Below are 15,896 nucleotides of genomic sequence, written 5' to 3' on the forward strand. Positions count from 1 at the left end.
TGGCCCGCATCATCCACTGCCCGGTATCCTGAAAAGGATTTCCGGCGGGGGACACTGCCGTGCCGTGGAGACACAAAAACAAGGGAGCACGCCGGCTGATGGCATCGACCGACCAGAACGACGAACGCGGGAGACTTGCCAAACTCGTCCTGCCCGGGGGACAAGAACCGGACCCGCGCTTCACCCTCGCCAACGAACGCACCTTCCTGGCCTGGATCCGCACCGCCCTCGCCTTCCTGGCCGGCGGCATCGCCCTGGAGGCATTCGCCGCAGCCGCCTTCCCCGGCCCGCTGCGCACCGGCATCTCGGTGCTGCTCATTGTCATCGGCATGCTCATCAGCGCCGGTGCCGCCTTGCGCTGGCGCAGCATCGAGATGTCCATGCGCCAAGCGAAGCCGCTGCCGCTTCCGCTGATCATCCCGATCCTGGGCCTGGGCAGCGCCCTGGCCGCAGCTGTGGTCGCGGTACTGATCTCCCTGGACCAATGAGCACCGCGCCGCGGCCGCCCCTGCACCTGGACCCCGGGCTGCAGCCCGAACGCACCGTCATGTCCTGGGGACGGACCACGCTCTCGCTCTGCGTAGCCGCACTGGTCTTCCTGCGCTGGCTGCCGCATTACGGGGTGGGGATCCTGGCAATGATCGTGCTGGCACTGCTGGCGGCCGGAGGCATCTATGCCACGCAGCGCCACCGGTATACCGTGGCTTCCCACGGGATCAAATCCGAGCGGCTGCGGGCCGACGTCGTGGCGATCCTCGCGATGAGCATCGCGGTGCTTAGCCTCGGCGTTGTCGGCATCCTGGTGGTAGTGGATTTCTAGGTGAACATCATTCCGCTCGCCTCGCCAATTTCAAGCAGTGTGGTGTACCGCGTGGCCGATCAGGCATTCGATTTCACCCCGAATGATCCAGGCGAAGTGGCGGCACGCACGGGATCTCCTGCCTCGTTGGCCGTGGATACTGTTCTTGTGGACGTCGGGATGCCCAACGGCATTCTTCTCTACGTTTGGGGATACTCACCCCAGTCGTCCTGGCCTGCCGTCCCGGGAATGCCCTCAGGTGCCGTTGACGGGGTCGTCATGGTTGACGAGCCGGAATTGGATTCACGAGGAAGCGTCACCATTCGCCGCGACGGCAGTGATCCCGCGGAGGTGTGGTGGACCCAATTCGATGCGGATACGGGGGTGGTGCCGCATCACGAGCGGAGGATCCGATGAGAGCCTGACTCGCATCGCCACGGACACGGTCATCGGAGCCCATAGCTCCGGTATTACCTCGTTGTGGTTGAAGCCAACCTTCGTGGACTGAGTTCAACGCACCGAAGGTGCGAGGCGCGTTGCAACGATGCTTCCCGTCCGGGATCCTGTCCAGCAAGGTGCCAGGACCCATAGGGTGTGACCGCCCTGATGCGCCCCACTCCTTGGTTAGCGCCGCTTGGGCCCGATGCTCAGCTCTGCCAGGACGTTGGTGAGCCGGTCCATGAACACCCCGACCTTGGGGTTGTCCCGACCCTCCGGACGCAGCGCGAAGATGCTGCGGGCCAGACGGATCTCGGGCGCGTCGATTACCTGGATGCCTGCAGGTGCCCGCAGCATGGCAAGCTCCGGAACCAGCGCGGCGCCCAACCCGGCGGCGGCCATGTGCAGCGAGGCATTGAAGTCGTCCGAATGGGCGACCACCCGGGGATGGATGTTGAATGCGGCAAAGAGCCGGGAGATCACCGTGGCATCGCTGGTGCCCGGATGGTGCATGATCCAGGGCATGTCCGCCAACTGGGCGGCGCTGAAGACGGAGGTGCCGTCGAGTTTCCAGGATGCCGGAACCACCACGCGGAACGGGTCATCGCCCAGCCACTGGCGTTCCATCTGCGCCGGCCATGCGAGACCTCCCTGGCCCACCTGGAAGATCAGCGCGAGGTCCAGCTCCCCGTCCTGGCGCAGGCCTGTAATGGTCTGGTGGGGTTCTCCCACGTTCACGCGCAGGGCGATGCCGAGCTGGTCCCAGTCCCGGGATCCCAGCAGCTTGGGCAGGGCATAGGTGGCCAGGGAGGGAAAAATGCCGATGCGCAGTTCCTGCAACGGCTTGCCGCTCGGGTCAAGGTCCGGGGTGGAGGTCGCTGCCATGAGCGCGTCGATGTCCGTGAGCACGCGCTTGGCATGGCGCACCATGGTCAGGGCCGCGGGCGTGGGCTCGATGCTCTTGGCACCGCGGGTGAAAAGGGTGGTCCCGGTGTCGCGTTCCAGCGCCGACATCTGCTGCGAGACCGCCGAGGGCGTGTAGCCCAGGCGCAGGGCGGAGGCGGCGAAGGACTTCTGCGTCACCACTTCCAACAGCGTGCGCAAATGAACCGGGTTGACCACTGAATCTCCTGTGCCTCGGGCGGGATGAGAGCGCGGACCACTGATGGACCGCGTCCGTCCCATCCTAGACGGGCGGCGAAGCTAGTGGCTTTCTTCCTCGAGGACTTCGTCCTCGGTCCACTCTTCCTCGACGGTTTCCTCGTCGTCGGCATCGTCCTCGGCGGTCAGGTCGTCATCGAGGAGATAAAGGTGCTTGCGCAGTGGATCGAGGGCGGTCATGGACTCGGGACTGTCGGACGAACCTTCGTAGGGTTGGCCGTCGCGTCCGTCGCCGGGTTCGTACATGTCGTCGTCGATCGGCTCATCGAAGACGGTGTCATCAAAGCTATTGCTCATCGTGCCCCTCTTTTCTCCATAGGCCGGGAACTGCGACTGATCCCCGATTGATTACAGCCTATGTTGCATCCGACCGTATGGGAATGGGCACTTTTTCGCGCACCGAAGCAGGCCCTCAGGCGGAGTAAGGTCGATATATGGACAGCGACATTTCCCCTCGATTCTTCACACCGGCCATCAACCGCCCGGCATTGCTTGCCGCCGCCGGAAGGATCCTGGCACCTGCATTGTGGCTGGGTTTGCTGATCGGGATTTCGTTCATCGAGACGCCGCTGAAGTTCATGGCCCCGGGGATGACCCTGGCGCTGGGCCTGGGAATCGGTCAGCTGGTTTTCGCCGCGATGAACATCGTGGAAGTGGTCTTCTTCATTGTGCTTGCCGCTTCCTGCATCAAGCGGGGCATGAATCGGGCATACCTGTGGGTGGTCGCCGGGTTGGGTGCCGTGTTGCTGGCCAAGATCGCGCTGATCAGGCCGTTCCTGGCCAAGCGCACCGAGGCGGTGCTTGCCGGGGCCGAGGCCGGCGGTTCAAGCTGGCACTACTTCTACATCGCCGCGGACGGCCTGCTTTTGGTCCTGCTTGTCACGGTGCTGGTCATGGGCGTGCGCCGCTGGGTGCTGCCGGGCCGGTAGGGTCCGCCGAAAGCATATGCAAGACGGCCACCGGGAAATCCCGGTGGCCGCCTTGCATATGTCGATTGTGGTGTGGCTAGTTCGCCGGTGCCATGGACATGGCCTTGGCGGTGATCTTCACCGACTCCAGGCGCTGGGCGGAGTTGCTGGAGTTGTGTACCGTGATCAGTTCATCGGCCCCTGCCGTGCGCGCGAACTCGTGCAGGTATTCGGCCACTGCCGATCCGTCGCCCACCGCGGTGTACTGGAGCATCTTCATGATCGAATCCCCGTGCGGTGAATCCAACAGCATTTCCACCTCGGCATCGGTGAACTCGGTTTCGCGGTTTCGTCCCAGCATCATCCGGATTCGATCGCGGCGAACCTGTTCCATGATGACTTGCGCCTCGGCGTTGGTCCCGGCGGCAACCACGCCGACACCGGCAATGACGTATGGCTCGGCCAGGAACTCGGAGGGGCGGAACTCGTTGCGGTACGCGGTCGTCGCCTGCACCAGGGCATCGGGGGCAAAGTGCGAGGCGAAGGAGTACGGCAGGCCCAGTTGGGCAGCCAGCCGGGCGCCAAAGAGGCTTGAACCCAGGATGTAGAGCGGAACGTTGGTTCCGCGCCCGGGGTAGGCATGGATTCCCTCGATGCGCGAGGTGTCCCCGAGAAACGCCTGCAGCTCGAGCACATCGTGCGGGAACGCATCGGAGGCCGCAGGATCGCGGCGCATGGCCCGGAACGTGGCCTGGTCGGTGCCCGGCGCACGCCCGAGGCCCAAGTCGATGCGGCCCGGGAAAAGTGTCTCGAGGGTGCCGAATTGCTCGGCAATCACCAACGGCGAGTGGTTGGGCAACATGACGCCGCCGGAGCCCAAACGAATGGTGCTGGTGTGGTGGGCGACGTGGCCGATGAGCACCGAGGTCGCTGACGAAGCGATCGAGTTCATGTTGTGGTGTTCGGCGTACCAGACGCGCTTGTAGCCGGTCGCCTCGGCGGTTTGGGCCAATTCGACGCTCTGGGCGAAGGTCTCGGCGGCGGAACCGCCACGGCGGATGGGGGCAAGATCAAGGATCGACAAAGGAATGCTCACATTAGCGGCAACTAGGGCCCGTCCGGTTTCATTCCCGCGGTGTCCGGACACACACGCATCCTGTCCACCCGGGCGTAGGATTTTGAGGCATGAAGCGGATTGCGTGGCTGTTGGCCGGCGGCCTGCTGGCAAGCACCCTGGGTGCATGCACCGTGCTGGTTCCGGATCCCCCCGAACCTGCGCCGTCCACCCTGCCGACTCCCGATCTGCTGGCCGAGCTACCGCCCGATTGCCCGCGGTCCGGCGGCGTGGCGGAGCCAGTGGGGATATCCCCGGGGACCGAAGCACAGATCGCCGCGGACCTCTTGGCTGCCGCGGGTGACTGGGTGAATGCCGGAACAGCCATGATCACCAACGAGCCGGAGTGGGCGGATCCCGGGTTGCCCGGGCACTGCCTCGGGGACCTGGCCGAGGCGCTCGGGCGGATCCACGGTTCGGCACTCCTGACCGGGAACGGGGATGAGACGTTGGGCGGCTTTCAGGCGGAAATGGTGGAGGAGAACCTGGCGAACCTGCAGGCCGCGCATGGCCAGGGAAGTGCCACGAATGCCAGGCGGGAACTGGCACTCGTGCAGCAATCCTCGCAATCGGACAGCGGAACCTTCCTGGACCTCATCGTGCGCAAGCTGGACAATCGGTCGATCCAGCCCAGCGGCATGGAGGAGTGGATGGTCATCGTGGTGCCGCAAGGGCCCCAAAACCTGGTGTTCCATCTGGAAACCAAGGAAGCGGCGCACGGCTTTTTCAGCTGGTGACCCGGAACCATCAGTCAAGGAAAGGGCCTCGGAAGTTAAAACAGTAGTGGGCGGCACCCCCCAAGGGGAGTGCCGCCCACTACTAATCAGCTAAATGCCGAAGTTGATGATCCGAAGCTTAGACAGCGCGGATATCGGTGGCCTGAAGGCCCTTCTGGCCCTGAGTAACTTCAAACTCAACGCGCTGGCCCTCTTCGAGCGAACGGAAGCCGTTCGACTGGATGGCGGAGTAGTGTGCGAAAACATCATCCGAGTTGTCGTCCGGAGCGATGAAGCCGAAGCCCTTTTCGGCGTTGAACCACTTAACGGTACCTGTTGCCATGATGGGTGTGTCCTTTCGAGACTGTCCTGAAATGGGACGTAGGGGAGTCAATTCCACTGTGGAATCCACTTGCAGCTACGTGATTCAACGCGGTTCAGAAAGGTACTCGCCCCGGCAACGGGGTGTTTGCACTGAAATTACTGCGAGAAAAACTAGAACTACAAGCTCTACGGTACGCTACTTGGCGGCCAGTTGCTAGCACGGGGGTCTGTTTGGGTGATTGTTTTCCCAAATGACCCCTATCGTTTACCTGTCCACGCACCGCCGGTAACGCTCGATGACGATGTCAACGAGTTCCCGCGGCGGCGTCTGGCTGGGGTCCAGCAGCGGGGCAGCAAGCACATCCGGGCGGCAGCGTGCCACCAAATCAGCGAAGTATCCGGGTGCCAGCAGATAGCTGGAAACCACCGTGCGTCGGCCGGGGTTGAGGGCGCGGGCAGCGTCCAGGACATCGGGCAGGCGCGGCTCGGCTGCCGAGATGAAGGCGGGGGTCACGGGCACCTGCAACCGGCCGGCCAGCAGCTGTGCCATGGTCCGGCAATCGGCAATCCCCCGCGGATCCGTGGACCCTGCGCAGGCAAGGACCACTGCCTCGCCAGGGATCCAGCCGGCCTCCACCAGCCGGCGATGCAGCACTGCGGCCAGGGACGCATCGGGGCCAAGAGGGGCAGCCACCTTGGTTCCCGGGCGTCCGCCCGCGGCGGCGGCAAGATCGCCCGAGGCGTGGGTTCCGGCCGATAGCAACAGCGGGACGAGCGCCGCCTGCTGCCCGGGGGCAAGGGCACCTGAGCGCAGGTACGGTTCAACCCGCGGATCCTGCACATCGACGAACGCTCCGTGCACGGCCGTTTCGGCCAATGCGAGATCCACCACATCCACCAGCGCCCGGACGGCCGTCCGTCCGGCGGGATCATCGGTGCCGTGGGAGACCGCCACCAGATCGGGGGAAGGAATGGTTTCCATCCAGCCCATCCAGGCCGAGTGTTCAACGGTTCCGGGGCTCCGGTGGACGGTGCGCGTCAAGGTCGTGGTGCTCATGGGGTCTTCTCCAGCCACAGCATGCCCTGGTGCAGGTGCACCGGGTGGATCGGCAACGCCGGTGCCGCCCCGCTGAGGCAGTCGCCGGTGTCCAGACGGTAAACCTCCTTGTGCAACGGGCAGGCAATCGTGGGAACACGGGTGCCGGCAATGGCCTTGTCGCCCAGGATGCCCCTGGCCATGACCTTGGCACCGGTGCCCGGGCAGTGGTGCGAGGCGGCGAAGAACTCTCCGCCTTCCGTGCGGTACACGGCCACCTGGGTGCCTTCAAGCCACGCGGCCTCGCCCCAGCCGGGCTCGAGGTCCGCCATCCGGCATACGGCAACCATCCCATGAACGGTCTCGAGCATGCTTTCTTCGAGCGTTGCACTCATCGCTTCGGTCCTCTCAGTACTTTCTTCTTGGATGCACCGAGCCTAGAAGGACCTTGTTACGCAAGGTGCGATGGAACGTTGCGTGCCGGTAAACCCCGGCTCACGGGACCGCGCCCGGCCGGTGATGCCGCGCATGGTCGTCCGGACGCGAAGCTACGGTCCCTCCGTTTTGCGGATGTTGGCAAGGAGAACCCGCTGCTGTCGTTACGGGCGTGTTTCAAATACCTCACGGTTTGCGTTTTATCTGGGACGCAGAGTTGTCCTGCCCGAAACATGGAGGAAATTGCGGGGCAAAACCGGTCTCCTAGGGTGGAAAGTGACCACCGACGAGCCAGCGTGCAAGAGTGAAAGTCGAGTAACAAATCATGAGTACAGCCAATGGATCCCGCCGCATTGTCGTGATTGGCGGCGGCCCGGCCGCCCACCGTTTCACCGAGGCGATGGCGGCCCGCGAACCGAGCAACCTCAAGATCACGGTACTCACCGAGGAAGCACACCTTCCCTATGACCGGGTTGCCCTCACCAAGGCCCTCACTGACTCCTCTGTCGACCTCACGCTGGGAGACGCCGCGCTTTGGGAGCGCGACAACGTGGTCCTGGAGACCTCCGCTGCCGTGAACCGGCTGGACGCGGACAAACACCTGGTCCACACCGCCGACGGACGCAGCTTCGGATACGACGAGCTGGTGCTGGCCACCGGCTCGAACGCAGCAACGCTGCCGATCCCGGGGAATGAACACACCCACGTCTACCGCACCCTCGAGGATGTCCGGGCCATTGCCGCCGGCATCGAGGTGCTGGCCGCCGGGCTGGGCCGCCAGCCGGTCGTGGCGACCATCGGTGGCGGGCTGCTGGGGCTCGAGGCAGCGGCGGGAGCCCAGTCCCTTGGCGCGCAGGCAGTGGTCATCGACGGCGGCAAGTGGCTCATGGGCACCCAGCTCGACGAAGGCGCCGGCCAGGCCATGGGCAGGCTGATCGCCCAGACTGGATTCACCGTCCACGGCGGGGTCTTCCCCCAGGAAGTCACCCTCGAGGAGGTCGAGGGCACCAAGAGGGTCACCGGGGTGCTGATGGCCGACGGCAACCACATTGCCGCCGACATGGTCATCGTTTCCATCGGTGTGCGCCCGCGCGACGAGCTGGCCCGCAACCACAACGCCGCGCTCGAGGCCGCTGGGCTGGCGGGGCCGGTCTTCGGCATCGGACCCCGCGGCGGCGTCGAGATCGATGGGCACTGTGCCACTGCGGTGCCCCACGTGTGGGCCATCGGAGAGGTCGCGAACTTCGAGGGCATGTGCGTTGGCCTGGTGGCCCCGGCCAATTCCATGGCCGAGGTGCTCGCGGCTCACCTGCAGGGCGGTGAAGCGGCCTTCACCGGCTTCGACACCGCCACCAAGCTCAAGCTTTCCGGGGTTGACGTGGCAAGCTTCGGCGACGGGTTCGCCCGCACCGAGGGCTCGCTGGAGGTCGTCTACGCCGACGCGGCCCGCGGCCTGTACCAAAAGATCGTCGTCTCCTCCGATGCCAAGGTCCTGCTCGGCGGGATCTTCGTGGGCGACGCGAGCCCGTACCAGTCGCTGCGCCCGCTGCTGGGCCGCGCGCTTCCCGCGGAGGCCGGCGCCTACCTCAGCGCACTGGGCGGCGAGGTGCCCGACGGCGAGTTGCCCGACGACGCGGTGCTCTGTTCCTGCAACGGCGTGAGCGTCGGATCCATCAAGGACGCGGTCGGCGGCTGCGGATCCTGCCAGGGCAGCGAACCGGTCAACGACCTGGCGTCCTTGAAGACCTGCACCCGCGCCGGAACCCAGTGCGGTTCCTGCGTGCCGATGCTCAAGAAGCTCATGGAATCCCAGATGGCCAAGAACGGCGTCGTCGTCTCCACCGCCATGTGCGAGCACTTCGAGTTCTCCCGCTCCGAACTTTTCGAGGCGGTGCGCGTGGCCGGGCTGCACAGCTACCCGCAGATCATGGAACGCTTCGGCACCGGGTCCGGCTGCGACATCTGCAAGCCGGTCATCGCCTCGGTGCTGGCGTCCCAGACCTCGGGCCACCCGATGGAGGCCGGCCTGGCCGGAGCCCAGGACACCAACGACCGCGTCATGGCCAACATGCAGAAGGACGGCACCTACTCGGTGGTCCCGCGCATCCCCGGCGGGGAGATCACCCCTCAAAAGCTCGGCGTGATCGCCGCGGTCGCGCAGAAGTACAACCTCTACACCAAGCTCACCGGCGGGCTGCGCATCGACATGTTCGGCGCCCGGCTGGAGCAGCTGCCGGAGATCTGGAAGGAATTGGTCGATGCCGGATTCGAGTCCGGGCAGGCCTACGGCAAGTCGCTGCGCAACGTGAAGACCTGTGTCGGTTCCTCCTGGTGCCGCTACGGCATGCTGGACTCGGTGGCCATGGGCATCGAGCTGGAGCTGCGCTACCGCGGGCTGCGCGCCCCGCACAAATTCAAGATGGGCGTGTCAGGTTGCGCGCGCGAATGCGCCGAGGCCCGCGCCAAGGACGTCGGCGTCATCGCCACCGCCGAGGGCTGGAACCTCTACGTCGGCGGCAACGGCGGGGCGAACCCTGCCCACGGCCAGTTGCTGGCAGGGGGCATCGACGATAAGACGCTGATCCGCTACATCGACAGGTACCTGATGTACTACATCCGCACCGCCGACAAGCTCCAGCGCACCGCGCGCTGGATGGAGGACCTGGACGGCGGCATCGAGGCGGTCCAGCGCGTGGTCGTCGAGGACTCGCTGGGACTGGGTGCCGAACTTGAGGCGGCCATGGAAACCCACGTGGGCAACTACCAGGACGAATGGGCGGCCACGCTCGCGGACCCCCAGAAGCTGCGCCGCTTCCGATCCTTCGTCAACGCCCCGGAACAGGCCGATCCCGACCTGCACTACCTTTCCGAACGCGGACAGCACCGCCCGGCCGAGCCGGTGCGCCTGGGCGCGACCATTTCCATCGGAGCCCCGACCTCGACCCAGGAGCAATCATGATCGCCAACGGACTGCAATTGCACGGCCAATTCGTGCTGGTCGCCGGCGCCCGCTGGGCCGCCCGGCACGTGGTGGCACGCTATGTTTCCGCCGGTGCGCTGGTCCTGCGGGCCCACCACCCGCACGAACTGGAGGGCCACCGCGACATGCTGGGGTCGCTGCGGCTGGTGGTCGCCGTTGAGGACGGCGCCGCGGGCTGGGACGTGCTGGAGGAGATCGCCGCCGGCGAATCGATCCTGCTCTGCCGCGAACCGGCGGCCTCGCGCGATGGGGGCATCACCCTGCTGGGCGGGGGACCTGGCAGCAGCGACTTGCTCACGGTTCGCGGTGCCGCGGCGCTGGCCAACGCCGACGTGGTCTTCCACGACAGGCTGGGACCGGGCCACGACCTGGCGATGCTGGCCCCCGGGGCGCAACTCATCGACGTGGGCAAGGCCCCGGGGAACCACAAGGTGCCCCAGGACCGCATCAACGAACTGCTCATTGCCGAGGCGCGGGCGGGGCGGGCCGTGGTGCGGCTCAAGGGCGGGGACCCCTTTGTCTTCGGCCGCGGCTCCGAGGAACGCGACGCAGCGCTGGCCGCCGGGATCAAGGTCCAGGTGGTGCCGGGGATCAGCAGCGCGATCTCGGTGCCCGGTGCCGCGGGGATCCCGGTGACCGCCCGCGGGGTGTCCAAGGCCTTCACCGTGGTCTCGGGCCACGACCCCTTCAGCGACACCGAGCTGGCGCACCTTGCAGGCATCGGCGGAACGCTCGTGGTGCTCATGGGCGTGGCCACCCTGCAGCAAAACACCGCCGGGTTGCTGCGCCACGGGCTGGCCGCCGACACCCCCGCCGCCATCATCGAACGCGGATTCTGCGACACCCAGCGCAGCACCCGGGCCACCCTGGGCACTCTCGCCGAGGCGGCGCGGGCCGCGGGCTGCTCCAATCCCGCGGTCATCGTCATTGGCGGCGTCGCCGCCCTGGGCGCGGGCGCCGACGAACTGGCCGCCCTGGGCTCGGCGGCCGTGCGATGAGCGCCACGGCAACGGCCGGCACCGGGACGCGGATCGGCGGGGCGCTGGCCGGATTCCGCATCGCGGTGACCTCCCAGCGGCGCTCGGCCGAGCTCATCGAGGCGCTCGAGCGCCGCGGGGCCCAGGTATTGCATGCCCCGACGCTGCGCCTGGCCCCGCTGGCAGAGGACGCCGAGCTGCTGGCCGGCACCCGCCGGATGCTTCAGCTGCGTCCCGAATATGTGCTGGTGAGCACCGCCTACGGCTTCCGCCGCTGGTTTGAGACGGCCGAGGCCGCGGGGCTTGGCGACGAGCTGGCCGAGGTGCTGCACGCGGCACGGATCCATGTGCGAGGGCCCAAGGCGCTGGGGGCGGTGCGCGCCCTGGGCTTCGAGGCGGAGGCCAGGGCGGGGGAGGAGCTGACCTCCACCATGGTGGCCGGGCTGGCCCCGCTGCTGGAAGGCAAGGCCGTGGTGCTGCAGCACCACGGGATCGGGGACGACGAGGCCGCCGCCACGCTGCTGGAGGCGGGCACCCGCGAACTGCTGAGGATCAGTCCCTACCGCTGGGTGCCGCCGGAAGATGCCGGGAAGCTGGAGGTGCTGCTGCGGGCGCTGTGTTCGGGGTCCCTTGACGCGCTGACCTTCACCAGTGCCCCCGCGGTGGTGGCGTTGCTGGAGGCGGCACGGCACAACGGCTGCCACGCACAGCTGCTTGAAGCCCTGCAGTCCACCATCTGCACGGTGGCAGTGGGGCCGGTGACCGCAGCTCCGCTGCTCGAGGCCGGCATCTCGCCGCTGGTCCCGGCACGGCACCGGATGGGCGCGATGATCCACACCCTGGTCGAGCACCTGGGCCGGCGCGGGGCACTGGAATGCGCCACCGTGCTGGGCCCCTGCCAATTGCGCGGGGACACCGTCCACCTGGGTGGGAGGGGCCGGGAACTGGGGCCCGGCCAGCTGCGGATCTTCAAGGCGCTGCTGGAGGCCGGCGGAAACGTCGTCTCCCGCGGCACCCTGGCGGCGCTGCTGCCTGACGGGTCCTCGGACCACGCGCTGGACATGGCGGTGAGCCGCCTGCGCGGCGCGCTGCCCGATGCCCGGCTGGTTTCCACCGTGGTGAAGCGCGGCTACCGGCTCAACGCCTAGGACCGCGTTTCGGCCGGCACCCGGCGCAGCGCAAACGCCAGGATCGCGGCGGAGGCCAGGGCCAGCACCATGGCGATCGCGGAGGTGTACAGCACGCCCTTGTCGAAGGCCTCGGCGGCCGATTCCAGCAACCGTTCGGCGGCCGGGGTGCCCAGGCCCTGGGCAACCTCGTGGGCGCCGCCCAGGGTCTGGCGGGCGGTCTCGGCGTCGTCGGCTCCCAGGAGAGCGGGGATCGAGACGTTGCGGCTGTACGCGGCATTGAGGATCGATCCCAGCACCGCGGTGCCCAGCACCGAACCGACCTCGTAGGCGGTTTCGGAGATCGCCGAGGCGGCACCTGCCTGCGCCGGCGGAACGGCGGAGAGCGCCATGTCGTTGGACAGCGTTTCGCTCAGGCCCACGCCGGCCCCCAGCACGCTGAAGGCCACCATGAGCATCGGGACCGAGCCCGACTGGCCGGTGAGCATCACGATGCCGTAGGCCAGGGCGTTGAGCCCCAGCCCCCACACCATCACGTGCTTGACCTCGAAGCGCCGGGTCAGCCGCACGGCCAGCAGGCCGAATCCAACCGTCAGGGCCAGGCCCGGCAGCATCAGCACCCCTGCCATCATGGGGCTGTACCCGGCGACCAGCTGCAGGTGCTGGGAGATGAAGTAGATGAAGCCGACCAGGGCGAAGATGCTCAGCAGGTTCACCGCCAGGGCGGCGGAAAAGCTGGGGTTGGCGAAGAGTCGCACGTCCAGCATGGGGTTGGCGCGCCGCAGCTGGCGCCGGGTGAAGGCCACCCCGGCGGCCAATCCCACGGCGATCGCCGCGACAGGCACCAGCGGCGAGCCGCCGTTGGCCAGCTCCTTGATGGCGTAGACGATCGGCAGCAGGGTCGTGATGGCCAGAAGAATGGACAGCGGGTCGATGGCCCCGGGCCGGGGATCCTTGGACTCGGGAACCAGGGCGGGGGCCAGTACCAGCAACGGCACCAGCATGGGCACGGCGATCAGGAAGACCGAACCCCACCAAAAGTGCTCGAGCAGGAAGCCGCCGACGATCGGGCCCAGCGCGGCGCCGCCGGAGAACCCGGCGGCCCAGATGGCGATGGCCTTGCGGCGCTCGAGCGGGTCGGTGAAGATGTTGCGGATCAGCGAGAGCGTTGCCGGCATCAGCATGGCGCCGAAGACGCCCAGCAGGGCACGGGCGGCAATGAGCTGCTCGGCGTTGGCGGCAAACGCCGCGGCGGCCGAGACCACGGCGAATCCGGTGGAACCGATCAGCAATAGCCGGCGGCGGCCGAACCTGTCGCCGAGGGAACCCATGGGCACCAGCAGCCCGGCGAGCACCAGCGGATAGATGTCAATGATCCACAGCAGCTGGTTCCCGCTGGGGGACAGCGCCGCCGACAGCGCCGGGACGGCGAAGCTGAGCACCGTGTTGTCCACGGAAATCAGCAGAACCGGGAACATGAGGACCACGAGGGCGGCCCAGCGCCGACGGTGGAGCGTGCCGGTGGCCGGATTCCGGGGAGTGCCTGTGGCGCGGTGGATGCTCATGGGGATCGTTTTCCTGGGAAGCGACTGGACGGTTGACAACCATAACTGTACCGTCCGGACGGTATAGTTACAATGTGACGATGCCTACGTGAAGGGGATAGGGTTCACTACATGTCTCGACCGCCATTAGCCAAGGAAAAGATCGTCGACGCCTACGCCGCGTTGCTGTGCGACGAGGGCGAGCGTGCGGCGACCATTGAGGCCACCGCCGCACGCGCAGGGGTTTCCAAGGGCGGTCTGCTGTACCACTTTGCCTCCAAGGAGGCCCTGGCCCAGGGTGTCATCGAGGGGCTGATGCAGGCCCAGGCCCAGGACCTGGAACGCATGGGTTCGGCCGCGGAAGGCGCATCGCGGTACTTCGTGCGCACCTCCACCGTCATCGGCAGCGACCTGGACCGTTTCTTCCTGGCCGTGCTTCGCCTGGCCCAGGCCGGCCACGAAACCTCCATCGAGGCCTTGGACGCGGTGCACTCCGGGTGGCTCGACCTGATCCGCGCCGAGGTGCAGGACAAGTACGTGGCCGAAACCATCATGTTGATCGGTGAAGGACTCTATTACCAGACCTCCATGCCCGGCCCCTGGTCCCAGGGAACCTTCGCCAAGGACCTCGAGCACCTGCTTGACCAGGTCGAACGACTCAAGAACGGCAGTTGAAAACCCCGCCATGTCACTAACGCCACCGCGACAAAAGATGGCCGGCCGGATCGGTGCACTGCTGGGCATCATCCTGATGGCCCTGTCCCTGCGCGCCGCGGTTGTCTCCGTGCCGCCGCTGCTGGGAAGCATCGGACCGGAACTGGGCTTTGATTCTTTTTCCACCGGCCTGCTGGCCATGCTCGCCCCTGTCGTCTTCGCCGGGTTCGGGCTGCTCACCCCGCGCCTGATCCGGTGGTGGGGGCTGGAAAAGGTGCTGGTCGCCGCGGTCCTGCTGGCCGTGGCCGGCCAGCTGCTGCGCGCCGTCGTGGGGGACGTGACCAGTTTCCTGCTGCTCTCGGCCATTACTCTGGCCGGATACGGCATGGGAAATGTGGTGTTGCCGCCGCTGGTGAAGAAATACTTCCCCGACCGCCTGGCGGTCGTGACCTCGGGCTACGTCACGATGTTGGCGGTGGGCACCTGGATGGCCCCGCAATTCTCCGTACCGCTGGCCAACCTGACCGAGAACTGGCGCGCATCCATCGCCGCCTGGGCGCTGCTCTCGGCCGTGGTCCTGGTGCCCTGGGGCATCCAGCTGGTCAGGGACCGCAGGCGCCCGCGCCCCGACACCCCGCTGGTCAACGGCCTGGTGCCCGCGCCACCGGTCCGGATCAACCCGTGGAAATCCCCCGTCGCCTGGGGCCTGGCCATCTTCCTGGCCGGAAACTCGGCGCAAACCTATGTTTACTTCACCTGGCTGCCGCCGTACCTCTCCGAACAGGGATTGGATACCCAAACCGCCGGATCGATGCTGGCGCTCTTCGCCATTCTCGGCCTGCCGGTGAGCCTGTTGGTCCCGCTGTGGGTTCCGCGTTTGCGCCACCCGATCGTGGCCGTGCTGGTCTTCACCGCCTTCTGGATCGCCGGCCACCTGGGCATGTACCTTTCGCCGACCGAGCACACCGCCCTGTGGGTGGTGTTTGCCGGCCTGGGCCAGGGCACCTTCGCCATTGCCTTGCTGATGATGAACCTGCGTTCGCGCAGCACCTACGGATCCGGAGTCCTGGCCGGCTTCAGCCAGGGCCTGGGATATGCCGGGGCGGCGGTTGCGCCCTTGCTCTTTGGCATTGTCAAGGACGCCACGGGAGGCTGGAGTGCCTCCTTTGCCATGCTGGGGATCTGCCTGGTCGTGATGCTCACCGGCGCGGCGATGATCAACGGGCCGCGCAAGATCGAGGACGGCCAGGGGGAAGCCAAGAGGCTCGGCGAACTCGAGCAGGTCAACTAGCCCTGACCCTTTTGTCCTAGGGCGTGTCTCCTTATACGGATTCCGCGATTGCCGCGCTCCAGATAAGCACGGCGTGCAGGACAACGGCTGCGCGGTAGGTCAACGCGAGCTTGTCGTATCGGGTGGCCAGTGACCTCCACTGCTTGAGGGTGTTGAAGCTGCATTCGACCACGTTGCGGCGCTTGTAGGCCTCCTTATCGTAGGTCACCGGCCGCCCGCCCGCCTTTCCCGTGCGCTTGCGGTTGGCCTTCTTGTCTTCCTTTTCCGGGATGCCGCATTGGATGCCGCGGTCCCGCAGGTATTTGCGGATGGCTTTGGAGGAGTAGGCCTTGTCGGCCATCGCCCGGTCGGGCCGGGTCCTGGCCGCTCCGGACCCGGCCTTCTCCACCTTC

General features: G+C 66.8%; 18 protein-coding genes. 10 read left to right on the top strand and 8 right to left on the bottom strand.

The annotated features are described in order from the left end of the window. Window positions 1–98: 98 nt before the first annotated feature. The 3 genes from OIU93_RS11545 to OIU93_RS11555 are packed head-to-tail and all read left to right on the top strand — an operon-like array spanning window position 99 to window position 1,216. The gene (locus OIU93_RS11545; RefSeq protein WP_264270226.1) at window positions 99–488 is read left to right on the top strand and encodes a YidH family protein; all 390 of its coding nucleotides are present in this window, start codon (window positions 99–101) and stop codon (window positions 486–488) included. Next, window positions 485–820 carry a DUF202 domain-containing protein gene (locus OIU93_RS11550; RefSeq protein ID WP_264270227.1) on the top strand — a complete coding sequence of 112 codons (336 nt, stop codon included), beginning with the start codon at window positions 485–487 and terminating at the stop codon, window positions 818–820. The genes OIU93_RS11545 and OIU93_RS11550 overlap by 4 nt, the downstream gene beginning before the upstream one ends. Beyond that, the gene (locus OIU93_RS11555) at window positions 821–1,216 is read left to right on the top strand and encodes a hypothetical protein (protein ID WP_264270228.1); all 396 of its coding nucleotides are present in this window, start codon (window positions 821–823) and stop codon (window positions 1,214–1,216) included. A gap of 207 nt (window positions 1,217–1,423) precedes the next feature. Here the strand turns inward: OIU93_RS11555 and OIU93_RS11560 are convergent, their stop codons facing one another. Beyond that, on the bottom strand, window positions 1,424–2,359 hold the full coding sequence (locus OIU93_RS11560; protein WP_264270229.1) for a LysR family transcriptional regulator: 936 nt from the start codon (window positions 2,357–2,359) through the stop codon (window positions 1,424–1,426). Window positions 2,360–2,440: 81 nt separating this feature from the next. Next, complete coding sequence (locus tag OIU93_RS11565) at window positions 2,441–2,695, bottom strand: hypothetical protein (RefSeq protein WP_264270230.1); 255 nt, start codon at window positions 2,693–2,695, stop codon at window positions 2,441–2,443. Between the two features lie 137 nt (window positions 2,696–2,832). Here OIU93_RS11565 and OIU93_RS11570 point away from each other — a divergent pair, with 137 nt between their 5' ends. Next, window positions 2,833–3,327, top strand: a complete 495-nt coding sequence (locus OIU93_RS11570) for a hypothetical protein (protein ID WP_264270231.1) — start codon at window positions 2,833–2,835, stop codon at window positions 3,325–3,327. 76 nt (window positions 3,328–3,403) lie between these two features. Here OIU93_RS11570 and OIU93_RS11575 read toward each other — a convergent pair whose 3' ends face one another. Then, the gene (locus OIU93_RS11575) at window positions 3,404–4,402 is read right to left on the bottom strand and encodes an LLM class flavin-dependent oxidoreductase (protein ID WP_264270232.1); all 999 of its coding nucleotides are present in this window, start codon (window positions 4,400–4,402) and stop codon (window positions 3,404–3,406) included. Window positions 4,403–4,491: 89 nt separating this feature from the next. Here OIU93_RS11575 and OIU93_RS11580 point away from each other — a divergent pair, with 89 nt between their 5' ends. Then, entirely contained in the window at window positions 4,492–5,157 is a 666-nt protein-coding gene (locus OIU93_RS11580; RefSeq protein WP_264270233.1) for a hypothetical protein, read from the top strand. 118 nt (window positions 5,158–5,275) lie between these two features. Here the strand turns inward: OIU93_RS11580 and OIU93_RS11585 are convergent, their stop codons facing one another. From OIU93_RS11585 to nirD, 3 genes are all read right to left on the bottom strand, one after another. Further along, entirely contained in the window at window positions 5,276–5,479 is a 204-nt protein-coding gene (locus OIU93_RS11585; protein WP_007271190.1) for a cold-shock protein, read from the bottom strand. 246 nt (window positions 5,480–5,725) lie between these two features. Continuing rightward, window positions 5,726–6,517 (bottom strand): sirohydrochlorin chelatase, encoded by a 792-nt coding sequence (locus tag OIU93_RS11590; protein WP_264270234.1) that lies wholly within the window; start codon window positions 6,515–6,517, stop codon window positions 5,726–5,728. Further along, entirely contained in the window at window positions 6,514–6,891 is a 378-nt protein-coding gene (nirD, locus tag OIU93_RS11595; RefSeq protein ID WP_264270235.1) for a nitrite reductase small subunit NirD, read from the bottom strand. Before nirD ends, OIU93_RS11590 begins: the two co-directional genes overlap by 4 nt. A gap of 365 nt (window positions 6,892–7,256) precedes the next feature. Between nirD and nirB the strand changes: the two genes are divergently transcribed. Genes nirB through OIU93_RS11610 form a run of 3 tightly spaced genes read left to right on the top strand, consistent with a single transcriptional unit; the run spans window position 7,257 to window position 12,036 of the window. After that, window positions 7,257–9,890, top strand: coding sequence for a nitrite reductase large subunit NirB (gene nirB, locus OIU93_RS11600; RefSeq protein WP_264270236.1), 2,634 nt, complete (start codon window positions 7,257–7,259; stop codon window positions 9,888–9,890). Continuing rightward, the gene (cobA, locus tag OIU93_RS11605; protein WP_264270237.1) at window positions 9,887–10,909 is read left to right on the top strand and encodes a uroporphyrinogen-III C-methyltransferase; all 1,023 of its coding nucleotides are present in this window, start codon (window positions 9,887–9,889) and stop codon (window positions 10,907–10,909) included. Before nirB ends, cobA begins: the two co-directional genes overlap by 4 nt. Continuing rightward, window positions 10,906–12,036 (top strand): uroporphyrinogen-III synthase, encoded by a 1,131-nt coding sequence (locus tag OIU93_RS11610; RefSeq protein ID WP_264270238.1) that lies wholly within the window; start codon window positions 10,906–10,908, stop codon window positions 12,034–12,036. Before cobA ends, OIU93_RS11610 begins: the two co-directional genes overlap by 4 nt. Here OIU93_RS11610 and OIU93_RS11615 read toward each other — a convergent pair. Beyond that, window positions 12,033–13,580, bottom strand: a complete 1,548-nt coding sequence (locus tag OIU93_RS11615) for an MFS transporter (RefSeq protein ID WP_264270239.1) — start codon at window positions 13,578–13,580, stop codon at window positions 12,033–12,035. The genes OIU93_RS11610 and OIU93_RS11615 overlap by 4 nt on opposite strands. Before the next feature lie 111 nt (window positions 13,581–13,691). Between OIU93_RS11615 and OIU93_RS11620 the strand changes: the two genes are divergently transcribed. Both OIU93_RS11620 and OIU93_RS11625 read left to right on the top strand, forming a co-directional pair. Further along, on the top strand, window positions 13,692–14,234 hold the full coding sequence (locus OIU93_RS11620; RefSeq protein ID WP_264270240.1) for a TetR/AcrR family transcriptional regulator: 543 nt from the start codon (window positions 13,692–13,694) through the stop codon (window positions 14,232–14,234). A gap of 10 nt (window positions 14,235–14,244) precedes the next feature. Then, window positions 14,245–15,504: a CynX/NimT family MFS transporter gene (locus OIU93_RS11625; protein ID WP_264270241.1), complete on the top strand. Its 1,260-nt coding sequence runs from the start codon at window positions 14,245–14,247 to the stop codon at window positions 15,502–15,504. A 31-nt stretch (window positions 15,505–15,535) separates the two neighbouring features. Here OIU93_RS11625 and OIU93_RS11630 read toward each other — a convergent pair. After that, window positions 15,536–15,896 (bottom strand): transposase (locus OIU93_RS11630; RefSeq protein WP_264270242.1); only part of this gene is annotated, 361 nt, incomplete at its 5' end.

This window comes from Paeniglutamicibacter sp. ZC-3 (assembly GCF_025847175.2).
In the GTDB taxonomy this organism is placed as follows: domain Bacteria; phylum Actinomycetota; class Actinomycetes; order Actinomycetales; family Micrococcaceae; genus Paeniglutamicibacter; species Paeniglutamicibacter sulfureus.